General features: G+C 39.1%; 11 protein-coding genes, 1 tRNA gene and 1 pseudogene. 8 read left to right on the top strand and 5 right to left on the bottom strand.

What is annotated here, in order from left to right; translation table 11 throughout:
* Nucleotides 1–211: 211 nt before the first annotated feature.
* Nucleotides 212–1,381, bottom strand: coding sequence for an MFS transporter (locus tag QZ620_RS11730; RefSeq protein WP_295181849.1), 1,170 nt, complete (start codon nucleotides 1,379–1,381; stop codon nucleotides 212–214).
* A 226-nt stretch (nucleotides 1,382–1,607) separates the two neighbouring features.
* Here QZ620_RS11730 and sucC point away from each other — a divergent pair, with 226 nt between their 5' ends.
* On the top strand, nucleotides 1,608–2,801 hold the full coding sequence (gene sucC / locus QZ620_RS11735) for an ADP-forming succinate--CoA ligase subunit beta (RefSeq protein ID WP_295181852.1): 1,194 nt from the start codon (nucleotides 1,608–1,610) through the stop codon (nucleotides 2,799–2,801).
* Nucleotides 2,802–3,278: 477 nt separating this feature from the next.
* On the opposite strand, the gene QZ620_RS11740 is transcribed toward sucC, so the two are convergent.
* On the bottom strand, nucleotides 3,279–4,088 hold the full coding sequence (locus tag QZ620_RS11740) for an MBL fold metallo-hydrolase (protein WP_295181854.1): 810 nt from the start codon (nucleotides 4,086–4,088) through the stop codon (nucleotides 3,279–3,281).
* 61 nt (nucleotides 4,089–4,149) lie between these two features.
* Nucleotides 4,150–4,608: a GNAT family N-acetyltransferase gene (locus QZ620_RS11745; RefSeq protein WP_295181856.1), complete on the bottom strand. Its 459-nt coding sequence runs from the start codon at nucleotides 4,606–4,608 to the stop codon at nucleotides 4,150–4,152.
* 97 nt (nucleotides 4,609–4,705) lie between these two features.
* Between QZ620_RS11745 and treF the strand changes: the two genes are divergently transcribed.
* Together treF and QZ620_RS11755 are read left to right on the top strand one after the other, a co-directional pair.
* Nucleotides 4,706–6,325, top strand: a complete 1,620-nt coding sequence (gene treF / locus QZ620_RS11750; RefSeq protein WP_295181858.1) for an alpha,alpha-trehalase TreF — start codon at nucleotides 4,706–4,708, stop codon at nucleotides 6,323–6,325.
* A gap of 3 nt (nucleotides 6,326–6,328) precedes the next feature.
* Nucleotides 6,329–6,697: a DUF1622 domain-containing protein gene (locus tag QZ620_RS11755; RefSeq protein ID WP_295181861.1), complete on the top strand. Its 369-nt coding sequence runs from the start codon at nucleotides 6,329–6,331 to the stop codon at nucleotides 6,695–6,697.
* Nucleotides 6,698–6,760: 63 nt separating this feature from the next.
* Here QZ620_RS11755 and QZ620_RS11760 read toward each other — a convergent pair whose 3' ends face one another.
* Together QZ620_RS11760 and QZ620_RS11765 are read right to left on the bottom strand one after the other, a co-directional pair.
* Nucleotides 6,761–7,138 carry a PH domain-containing protein gene (locus QZ620_RS11760; protein ID WP_295181863.1) on the bottom strand — a complete coding sequence of 126 codons (378 nt, stop codon included), beginning with the start codon at nucleotides 7,136–7,138 and terminating at the stop codon, nucleotides 6,761–6,763.
* 2 nt (nucleotides 7,139–7,140) lie between these two features.
* Entirely contained in the window at nucleotides 7,141–8,187 is a 1,047-nt protein-coding gene (locus QZ620_RS11765) for an NAD(P)-dependent alcohol dehydrogenase (RefSeq protein ID WP_295181865.1), read from the bottom strand.
* A 166-nt stretch (nucleotides 8,188–8,353) separates the two neighbouring features.
* Between QZ620_RS11765 and QZ620_RS11770 the strand changes: the two genes are divergently transcribed.
* The 5 genes and pseudogenes from QZ620_RS11770 to QZ620_RS11790 all read left to right on the top strand — a co-directional run.
* Entirely contained in the window at nucleotides 8,354–9,502 is a 1,149-nt protein-coding gene (locus QZ620_RS11770) for a PLP-dependent aspartate aminotransferase family protein (RefSeq protein ID WP_295181868.1), read from the top strand.
* Nucleotides 9,503–9,508: 6 nt separating this feature from the next.
* Nucleotides 9,509–10,225: a bacillithiol biosynthesis deacetylase BshB1 gene (bshB1, locus tag QZ620_RS11775; RefSeq protein WP_295181870.1), complete on the top strand. Its 717-nt coding sequence runs from the start codon at nucleotides 9,509–9,511 to the stop codon at nucleotides 10,223–10,225.
* 60 nt (nucleotides 10,226–10,285) lie between these two features.
* Nucleotides 10,286–10,361 (top strand) — tRNA-His (locus QZ620_RS11780).
* A gap of 92 nt (nucleotides 10,362–10,453) precedes the next feature.
* Nucleotides 10,454–10,855, top strand: coding sequence for a lipocalin family protein (locus QZ620_RS11785; RefSeq protein WP_295181872.1), 402 nt, complete (start codon nucleotides 10,454–10,456; stop codon nucleotides 10,853–10,855).
* A 62-nt stretch (nucleotides 10,856–10,917) separates the two neighbouring features.
* A pseudogene (locus tag QZ620_RS11790) lies at nucleotides 10,918–11,063 on the top strand (nucleoside triphosphate pyrophosphohydrolase); the annotation flags it as partial.

Raw genomic sequence — 11,063 nt, forward strand, 5'->3', positions numbered from 1 at the left:
TAAATGCATTGGTTAATCTTTGATATTGAGAAGTAATTTTTTCAGCATCATAGACGTAAACCGGGCTGCCAAAATCATTTGCTACAGAAAGTAGATCCTTATGTGTCATTTCTAATCCTAATTTGGCGTAAAACTACTGTGTTTTGTAAAAGTTACCCTAGATCAAATTTAAATATAACCAATTTATACCTTTTGTTAAATATGCGTATTCCTATACAGCACTTTGAAGTGATGCCTGTTTTTTGCGCATATAAATGACACCAATCCCTATGAAGATTCCAATTCCAGCCATGGCAGCTCCAACGTATTGAGCAGATACAATGCCGTACCCGTAAGCGATAGGTAGACCGGCAAGATAGGCTCCACTGGCATTTCCCATATTAAATGCACTTTGATTAAGCGAAGAACCCAACATCTCAGAACCTTTAGCAGTATTGATAACGGCCATTTGGATGGGTGTGGCGATACAAAATGCGATCACAGGAATAATGAACGTAGTAATGAGCACTCCAATTTGATCATAAGCAACAAAAGTATTCACTAGAAGCGCGGTTACCATCAGGATCAGGGCTATAATAACTGCATTGATCGGACTGAACATCTCAGCCAGTTTCGCACCCAGAAAGTTTCCGGCGACCATTCCTAAACCGGCAAGGATCATCGCATAACTTACAACACCTTCAGAATGACCGGCAACGTCTGTAATAAGTGGGGCTATATAGCTATACCAGGCGAAAAATCCGCCAGTTCCAATAGTCGTTAGTAGAATAACCATCCAGAGTTCTGGTTTCCGAAGTAATCTTAATTCTTCTTTCATTCCGCCGGCATTAGCAATTTTTACTTCCGGCATCCAGAATTTAATACTTAGAATTGCACAAATCCCAACCACACCAACCGCGAGAAATGCAATTCCCCAGCTGAAGTTCTGTCCTAGCCAGGTCCCCAGAGGAACCCCGATCACATTGGCCACTGTAAGCCCGGTGAACATCATCGCGATCGCCTGAGCTTCTTTCCCGGGACGGGCGAGTTTCCCAGCTACCACTGCACCAATTCCGAAGAATGCACCATGAGGAAGACCGGATAGAAACCTAGCAAACATTAGAAGCTCGTAGGAATCTGCAAAAGCTGAAAGGGTATTGAATATAGTGAACCATACCATCAAACCTAAAAGAGTCTTTTGAGGCGGCCATTTATTTCCGAAGATGGTAAGCAGGGGAGCGCCAACGACTACTCCAAGAGCATATGCCGAGATAAAATGTCCTGCGACCGGGATGGAAACATCCAGAGCATTAGCGATCTCAGGTAGAATACCCATGATCACAAATTCTGTCATTCCTATTCCAAAACCTCCAATTGCCAGCGCCAGTAATGCCTTCTTCATGAGAAATAATTAAAAGATCAAATTTAGTTGAGAATCGAAAGTCTCACCAGATTTACTTCAGTTTTCTGCGATAACCTTTTCGTTTTTCCGCAGATATTCTGAAAGCCCTGCAGCATAAGAATTTCCGACTATTAGCCTATCGTTAAGAAGCTCAAAAAAGATTGGTACAATAGTATGTATTTGTTACTTTTGCTTTCCATAATAAATACAGAAGAAATAGCTGATTATGAATATACACGAATATCAAGGAAAAGAAATTTTGAGCAGCTTTGGAGTCCGCATTCAACGTGGAACCGTAGCAAAAAACGCTAAAGAAGCAGTAGATGCTGCGAAAGCACTTACCGAGCAAACCGGTACTGGATGGCATGTGATCAAAGCACAGGTTCATGCTGGTGGACGTGGTAAAGGTGGTGGTGTAAAACTTGCCAAAAACCTGAAGGAAGTTGAAGAAATCGCCGGAGAGATCATCGGGATGAATCTTGTAACTCCTCAAACTTCTGCGGAAGGGAAAAAGGTACACCAGGTTTTAGTTGCTGAAGATGTTTACTATCCTGGGGACAGTGAGCCGGAAGAATATTATATGTCTGTTCTTTTAAACAGAGCTACCGGACGTAACATGATCATGTACTCTACTGAAGGTGGAATGGATATCGAAACTGTTGCTGAAGAAACTCCAGACCTTATATTTACTGAAGAGATTGATCCTTCTACAGGTTTGCTTGGATTCCAGGCACGTAGAATCGCTTTCAATCTTGGACTAAGCGGAAAGGCATTTAAAGAAATGACCAAATTCGTAATGTCTTTATATGAAGCTTTTGAAAAATCTGATTCTTCACTATTTGAGATCAACCCTGTGTTGAAAACGAGTGATGATAAGATCATGGCAGTAGATGCTAAGGTTACATTAGATGATAATGCACTTTTCCGTCACAAGGATTATGCTGAAATGCGTGATGTTCGTGAAGAGAATGCTACTGAAGTTGAAGCAAGAGAAGTTGGACTTAACTACGTAGATCTTGACGGTAACGTTGGATGTATGGTAAACGGTGCAGGACTTGCAATGGCAACTATGGACCTTATTAAACAAGCAGGTGGAGAGCCGGCTAACTTCCTTGATGTTGGTGGAACAGCTGATGCTAAGAGAGTAGAAGAAGCTTTCAGATTGATCTTAAAAGATGATAAAGTAGAAGCAATCCTGGTTAATATCTTTGGAGGAATCGTAAGATGTGACCGTGTTGCCCAGGGTATTGTAGACGCTTCCAAGAATATGGGAGACGCTATGAATGTGCCAATCATCGTAAGATTGCAAGGAACAAACGCAGATATCGCTAAGGAACTTATCGACAATAGTGGACTTAAAGTTTACAGTGCGGTACAATTCCAGGAAGCAGCAGATAAAGTTCAGGAAGTACTTTCCTAGTAACTTATTCATATTATAAAAAACCCGGCCATTGGCCGGGTTTTTTGTTTCTATATAATTTGCGCTATTAGTTTTATTTCACCTCAAGTAATACTATAGATTACCAATTCCATTTCCGGAATACTAGCTCTATTTCTCATGTACCCTAAAATTTATTTTCTGTAACGTAAGTTAAAATTGAGTATTATAGAGTTAAAACATCAATTTGCTTGCAATGAAAAGTTCAGATCTTAAAACCGCTAAATCATAAAGTTTTCTAAAAATTACTGGTTGCGGACAATTGAGTTAAAAAAGCCTCGTTCTAAATAAACAGGAAACCTTATATTTAATAATATGAGAATCAATAACTTAAAAGTCGCTTCCCAGATTAATGTTCTAGCTTGATTAAATAATTGTTGAATTTGTTTTAGCCAACTAAAAATTTTACAAAAATTCGAGCGTATTAATCTGAAGAGCGACTTCTTGTTTCCATATCATCTACTTCGATCTTTCCGGGTACCAGTTCATTAGCTCCACTTCAATATCAGAATTTCCTTCGTTTACTAATTTCCTGAATTCTTCAACATCAGAAAATCCATTCTTACCACGGTAATGGTATGGAATTACTTTTTTAGGTTGGAAGGCCAGGACACCTTTTGCAGCGCGATCTACTGGCATCGTATAAGGTAGATTCATGGATACTAAAGCAACATCGATATTCTTCAGATTTCTCATTTCAGGGATATCTTCAGTATCGCCGGAAATATATAGTCTCTGCCCATTAATCTCAATAATATATCCATTTCCACGACCCTTCACATGCATAGCATCTTTAGACTGAGGTAAATTGTACATTGGAATTGCCTGAATATTAAAACCCATAAGTTCTTTAGAGTCTCCATTATTCATTACTATATATTCAGCTTTCAGATCTTCTGGTAATTTGTCTTTTACGGCCTGTGGTACAATTACAGTCACACTATCCAGACTAATCGCCTTTAGTGTTTCCGCATTCATATGATCTCCATGTATGTCTGTGATCAGAATAAAATCTGGTCTGTCTTTGCCTTCAAAAGCTTCAGCTCCACCTACTGGATCTGTGTAAAAGATTTTATCTCCCCATTTAAAGACAGCAGTGGCATGGGAAATTGGTTCGATCTCGAGATCCATAGTTTCCTGAGGAGGCATCTGACTCATCTCTGCATTGTTCTCTGCAAGAGTATCTTTCATCTTACCCTTTTCATTCCCGTGATCCTTGCAACCAACAAGCAATAAGCCTGCGGCAATTAGAGTAGCTACATTTTTCATAGTCAGTTTTTAGCCTAAGATAAGGCTGGTCATGACTTTAGCTATTTGGTTTAATAAAGAATTATGAAAGGATTAATGACATTTTAATATCACCACGAGCATAGGGATTGTTTTCTTCGATAGGAATTTCTTCGAATCCATATTTACGATATAAATGAATGGCGTTTTCCAGTTTTCGATTTGAGTAAATGATCAATTTTTTCCAGCCACTGCTTTTAGCAAACTGTATAGTATGGTTAATTAGAAAGTGTCCGATCTTCTGACCTCGAAATGCTGGTTTAACCGCCATTTTTGTGAGCTCGTAAATATCATCTTCCATTTTCATCAATGCTACACAGGCTACGATAGTTTCGTCTTTTCTTACAAAGAAGATCTTTCCACCTGGCTCAATGATATATTTTTCTTGTTTTCCTAAAACCTCCTCATCATGTGGTTCCACATAAAAGAATTCATTCAGCCAGTGAAGGTTCATTTTTTCAAATTCTTCCGCGTATTTTTTATCCCAGTTGAGTATCTCCATGATCATTAGTTATAGATCAAAAATATAAAGAAGCTTTGAGTAGCCACGCTTTTCAGTTATCAATTTATTTATATTTATAGATCTTAAAGACATCTATATGAACTTCCGAAGATATTTAAAGTTATTCCTACTATGCTTAGTGATGATGTTCAACAGTTGTAAGTCCAGTGAGATTTCCGTTGTTGATAATGATGACCAGGAAATTAATATACTGCCACCAGCCGAGCTCTACGGAAATTTATTCTATGATGTACAAACCCGGGCTATTTTTGAGGACAGTAAGACTTTTGTTGATGCGACTCCTAAATACAGTGTAGGTCTTATCAGGCAACGATATGATATGCTCGAAGATACTACCGACACGGGAATGAAAACCTTTCTGGATCAACATTTTAGTATTCCTGAAGCCGATCTGGATTTCAAAAGCGACAGTCTCCCGATAGGCATGCATATAAAGAGTTTATGGGAAGTGCTTAAAAGGCCTGCAAATGATAGTATTTCGGGAACTCTTATTCCCTTGCCAAATGATTATATAGTGCCGGGTGGTAGATTTCGTGAGGTTTATTACTGGGATAGCTATTTTACTATGTTAGGATTGCAGGTAGATGGTGAAAATGACGTTATCAGGAACATGGTGGAAAATTTCGCATTCCTTATTGATAAACTCGGCTTTATTCCGAATGGGAATCGTACTTATTACCTCGGAAGATCTCAACCACCGTTCTTTTCTCTCATGGTCGATATTCTGGCCGATATTGAAGGCGAGCAGGTTTATGCCGAATTTTTAAATGCATTGGTGAAAGAACATCAGTTCTGGATGAAGGGAAATGATGAACTAAAACCAGGGAACGCTATTAATAGAGTCGTTAAGCTGAAGGATGGAACTATCCTGAACCGCTATTTTGATGAATTAGATACTCCAAGACCAGAAAGCTATCGTGAAGATGTAGAAACTGCGAAAATTGCAATGAAAGCTCATCCAATGCTCAGGAAAGAAGATGTTTATCGTAATCTTAGGGCTGGTGCTGAGTCTGGATGGGATTATTCAAGCAGATGGCTGGTAAAAAATAAGCGAAATGAGTTTGAACTTTCAAGTATTCAAACTACTTCCATTCTTCCAGTTGACTTAAATTCGTTGCTTTACAAACTGGAAAAGACCATCTCCAAGGCAGCTAAAATTTCAGACAAAGAAGAAATTTCGGCTAATTATGCGAAGCTGGCAGAAAAACGACAACAGGCGATCGCAAACTATTTCTGGGATTCTGAAATGGAGTTCTTCCAGGATTATAATTTTGAAAAGCAGGAATTCACGGGAAACCTTTCTCTTGCAGCAATGTATCCTTTATTCTTCCAGATCGCAGATGAACAGCAGGCTAACAAAGTGGCTAAGAAGATCAAAGAAAACTTCTTGAAACCGGGAGGTGTTGTAACCACGCCTTATAATACCGGACAGCAGTGGGATGCACCGAATGGCTGGGCTCCATTGCAGTGGATCACTATTCAGGGTTCAAGGAATTATAAGCATCTGGAACTTTCCGAAGAAATAAAGAGCAGATGGCTTGATGTGAACAGCGCAGTTTACGATCGAACCTATAAGATGACCGAGAAGTATAATGTTATGGACCTTTCCAAAGAAAGTGGAGGAGGGGAATATCCAACCCAGGATGGGTTCGGCTGGACCAACGGAGTTTATAAAAAATTATCTTCAGAAGAATAGTTTATGGAAAACATAAGTTTGTATATCGAGTATGCGGCAAAGTTTATAGAAATAACCGGAGTGGCGGTGATACTTCTGGGAACGATCGTGGCATTATTCAAATATATACTTGCCAAGCAAAGTAAAGGAGTCAGATCTTATAAATTATTGAGACAGGAATTGGGAAAAGCTATTCTCCTTGGACTTGAGATCCTGGTCGCTGCAGATATTATAGCAACCGTAGTAACAAAACCAACGCTGGATGAGGTTATCTCACTGGGAATCATCGTCCTGATAAGAACATTTTTGAGTCTTTCCATTGAACTGGAGATTGAAGGCAGGTTTCCATGGCAAAGGAAGGTAAAAGAGAACAGGTTGAATCAGGAAGCTTAAACCTGAACATAGAAAAGCCACTGAATTTCAGTGGCTTTTTTTTAAATTTCTGACTATCCTATTCTATAAAGTATACTCAGCAAGTAATTTCTGAACTTCATAGATATCAACTTTCTTATTAAATTTCTTAGAAATACTGGGTGATTGTTCCCCGGATATCCAGATCTTAAGTTCTGCATCCAAATCGAAACTTCCTGCAGTTTCCACGCTAAAACGTGTAATGCTTTTGTATAGCACTGAGAAATATTCAATTTTGCTACCAGTCAATCCCTGAACATCTATAATAATCAATCTTTTATTGGTAAAAATAAAGGTATCTCTAATGATCTTGAATCCAGCAATAACTTCTTCAGAATCAATAAGAAATTTGCCATATTTCTCCTGAATAATTGAATTCTCTATAGCACCGGCATTACCAAGCAATGAGGATAGTAGACCCATAATTAATTCTTTAATGATTTCATATCGATTACAAATCTATACTTAACATCAGATTTTACGACTCTGTCGAAAGCAGTATTAATAGAGTCCATATCTATCAATTCGATATCTGAAACAATATTATGCTCACCACAGAAATCAAGCATTTCCTGAGTTTCTTTGATTCCGCCAATTAATGATCCTGCTAGCCTTTTTCTACCCATGATTAGTCCGCCACCATGAATATCCACTTCATCGATCGCACCCACTAAGGTCATTGTCGCATCTCTTTTCAGTAAAGCAACATAAGGATTTGTATCATGTCCAACTGGGACAGTATTCAGAATAAAATCGAATGAATTCGCATGTTTCTCCATTTCTGCTTCATCCTTCGAGATTAGAACTTCATCTGCACCTAGAGATTTAGCATCTTCGGCTTTAGCAGGAGAGGTAGTGATCATCACAACGTGAGCTCCCAACGCGTGGGCAAACTTAACACCCATATGTCCCAGACCTCCCAGTCCAACAACTCCAACTTTATCACCTTTCTTTACATTCCATTGTCTAAGTGGAGACCATGTTGTAATTCCTGCGCACAATAGAGGTGCAACCGCTTTTGTATCCAGGTTTTCGGGAACCTTCAGTACAAATTTTTCGGGGACTACCACCATTTCAGAATATCCACCAAAAGTATGACCACCCAAATGTTCATCCTTACCATTATAAGTAGCAGTCATTCCATTTTCACAATATTGCTCAAGACCATCTTCACAAGATTTACATTCCTGGCAGGAATCCACCATACATCCAACTCCAACAAGATCACCTTCCTTAAAGTTTTTTACGTCTGCGCCAACTTCTACCACACGACCAATGATTTCATGGCCTGGTACTACGGGATATTTACTATTACCCCAATCATTTCTAACCTGATGTATATCGCTATGACAAACTCCACAATAATCGATTTCGATCTTCACATCATTTGCAAGAATGTCCCTGCGTTCGATCTCCATCATATTAAGATCTGCATCATTCGACTTTGCGCCGTAAGCTTTTACATTTTTCATTTTTTTCTTTTGCTGAAAGTTACTCAATTTATAACTACTACATATGATGTGTTAAACAGGTTTAACTATTCTTAACGCGCTAAATTGACGTAGGTCAAGTTTCCTGTAGTCCATTGCTTTCAAAGAATTCTTAGTACCTTAGGTGCTCAATTTTGAATTCTAAATTATGAGCGATTCTAAAGGAATCAATACGATATGTACACATGCTGGTGAACTGGAAGACACTCAGTTTAAAGGAGCGGTTTCTCCACTTTATATGGCAACTTCTTACGCATTTGAGGACGTGGAGACCAAGCGTTACCCTAGATATTTTAATACTCCAAACCAGGTAGCCCTTGCTAAAAAGATGGCTGCACTCGAACACGGAGAAGCTGCTTTGATCTTTGGTAGTGGGATGGCCGCAGTCAGCACTTCATTAATGGCATTTTTAGGGTCTGGTGATCACGTTGTATTTCCAGATGCACTTTATGGGGGAACCAGTAACCTTGCAGTAGAGGAGTTCGCTAAATTCGGAATAGAGTATACGTTCGCCAAAGATTCATCAATAGCTTCATTGAAGTCTGAAATCAAGGAAAATACGAAGGTAATTTACATCGAGACACCATCTAATCCTTTGTTGAAGATCACAGATATCGAAGGAGTTGCAGGTCTGGCTAAAAAGCATGGTCTTGTAAGTATGATCGATAATACATTTGCATCACCGGTAAACCAGAACCCTTTGGATTTGGGAATAGATATCGTTTTACACTCTGCAACGAAATATATGGGAGGTCATAGCGATATCCTGGCTGGAACTGCAATAAGTTCAGAAGCACATATCGACAGGATCTTTCAAATGGCGAAGAATTTTGGTGGAAACTTAAGTGATTATACGGTTTGGTTACTGGAAAGAAGTATCAAAACCTTGGGCTTACGTGTGAAAGCCCAGAATTCGAATGCTATGCAACTGGCGGAATTTTTAACAGCTCATTCCAGTGTCGCGAATGTTTATTATCCTGGTTTAAAAGAACATCCAGATCACGAACTTGCGGCAAAGCAAATGTCTGGTTTCGGCGGAATGATGTCCTTTGAACTGAATGCTGAGATCGATGTACAGCATTTTATGAAATCTCTGAAACTAATAAAACCATCCATGAGTCTTGCCGGTGTGGAAAGTACCATTCTTTTACCTTCGAAAACCAGTCATGGTTTGCTTACAGAGGAAGAAAGAGCACAACAAGGGATCAAGGATAATCTTTTGAGATTCTCTGTGGGTATCGAAGAGTTTGAAGATATTAAAAACGACCTTGAGCAGGCAATAGCAAATACCAAATAAAGATTTATGAAATTAGATATACTTGCGATTGGCGCACACCCTGATGATGTGGAATTAAGTTGTGCTGGAACCATTGCAAAAGAGATTAGTCGAGGAAAAAAAGTTGGAATTCTTGATCTTACCAGGGGAGAACTTGGTACAAGAGGAACTGCAGAGATTCGTGATCAGGAAGCAGCCGCTGCAGCCGAGGTATTAGGAGTTGAGGTTCGCGAGAATCTAGAATTTAGTGATGCTTTTTTCACAAACAATGCTTCTCACCAAATGGAGATCATTAAAATGATAAGAAAGTACCAGCCAGAGATTGTGCTATGTAATGCGGTAGATGACAGGCATATCGATCATGGAAAGGCTGCAAAATTAATAAGTGATGCCTGTTTTCTAAGTGGTTTGCGTAAGATCGAGACCATTATGAATGGTGATAGCCAGAACGCATGGCGACCAAAGCACGTTTTCCATTATATCCAATGGAAGAATCTAAAACCAGATTTTGTAGTGGACATTACAGGCTTTCTGGACAAAAAAATCGATTCGGTAAAAGCTTACAGGTCTCAGTTTTACAGTGAAGATAGTAAAGAGCCTGAAACTCCAATTTCAAGCAGTAACTTCCTGGATAGCATTACTTACCGGGCACAGGATATGGGAAGGCTCATTAATACTGAACATGCCGAAGGTTATAACGTAGATCGTTATGTAGCAGTAGATTCCGTATTCGACCTTATTTAATTGAAAATTTTTCTTTGCTGAAATGTACAAATAACTTACATTTGCAACCGCTAATCAAATGGTGGTTGTAGCTCAGCTGGTTAGAGCGCCGGATTGTGGTTCCGGAGGTCGCCGGTTCGAAACCGGTCTTCCACCCTCATAAAGCTTCTCAGAAATGAGAAGCTTTTTTTGTTTACGCAACCTTTCTCAGTTATTTGCATCTAACTATTGAATCAAATCAATTGAAAAATGAGAAAATTAATACTTCTTTTCGTCGCAGCCATTTCATTGAGTAGTTGTAGCAGTAGTGATGATAGCCTGTTAATCGTAGATCTTTCCGTAGATAGTCTTTCAGGAACCTGGAAAATGACACATGCATATGTAAGTCCAGGCGGTGAAACAACCTGGCAAACGGTTGAAAATGGGACAAATTATACATTTTCTCCAAATGGTAATTTTAGTGCTTCGCAGGATGAATGTCCTACCGGAACTTATAACCTCGATCTTAATGAAAGCTTGCTTTCATTCACTTGTTCAGATAACACAGAAAGTATGCGCTCCTTTAGGGTAGTAAGCATTACTGAAAGCGAAATGGAGATAAGTTACATAGGTTGTATAGAAGCTTGTATATACAGATATCGTAAGCAATAAAATTCAGTTCATGTTCATCATACGGTTTTGATATATTACTTTTGAAAAAATCGTATTTCAGTATGAATTCCAGGCAAGATCAACTCCAGGCTTTTGACAGATTATTAACCATCATGGATGAGCTCCGGGAAAAATGTCCCTGGGATCGTAAACAAACCATGGAATCCTTACGTCATCTTACCATTGAAGAAACCTACGAGCTTGGCGA

This window comes from uncultured Christiangramia sp. (assembly GCF_913046405.1).
Classification (GTDB): Bacteria; Bacteroidota; Bacteroidia; order Flavobacteriales; family Flavobacteriaceae; genus Christiangramia; species Christiangramia marina.

Bases quoted from the DNA above. Each gene is read 5' to 3' on its own strand.
- QZ620_RS11730 (WP_295181849.1), bottom strand. From the start codon at position 1,381: ATGAAGAAGGCATTACTGGCGCTGGCAATTGGAGGTTTTGGAATAGGA.
- sucC (WP_295181852.1), top strand. From the start codon at position 1,608: ATGAATATACACGAATATCAAGGAAAAGAAATTTTGAGCAGCTTTGGA.
- QZ620_RS11740 (WP_295181854.1), bottom strand. From the start codon at position 4,088: ATGAAAAATGTAGCTACTCTAATTGCCGCAGGCTTATTGCTTGTTGGT.
- QZ620_RS11745 (WP_295181856.1), bottom strand. From the start codon at position 4,608: ATGGAGATACTCAACTGGGATAAAAAATACGCGGAAGAATTTGAAAAA.
- treF (WP_295181858.1), top strand. From the start codon at position 4,706: ATGAACTTCCGAAGATATTTAAAGTTATTCCTACTATGCTTAGTGATG.
- QZ620_RS11755 (WP_295181861.1), top strand. From the start codon at position 6,329: ATGGAAAACATAAGTTTGTATATCGAGTATGCGGCAAAGTTTATAGAA.
- QZ620_RS11760 (WP_295181863.1), bottom strand. From the start codon at position 7,138: ATGGGTCTACTATCCTCATTGCTTGGTAATGCCGGTGCTATAGAGAAT.
- QZ620_RS11765 (WP_295181865.1), bottom strand. From the start codon at position 8,187: ATGAAAAATGTAAAAGCTTACGGCGCAAAGTCGAATGATGCAGATCTT.
- QZ620_RS11770 (WP_295181868.1), top strand. From the start codon at position 8,354: ATGAGCGATTCTAAAGGAATCAATACGATATGTACACATGCTGGTGAA.
- bshB1 (WP_295181870.1), top strand. From the start codon at position 9,509: ATGAAATTAGATATACTTGCGATTGGCGCACACCCTGATGATGTGGAA.
- QZ620_RS11785 (WP_295181872.1), top strand. From the start codon at position 10,454: ATGAGAAAATTAATACTTCTTTTCGTCGCAGCCATTTCATTGAGTAGT.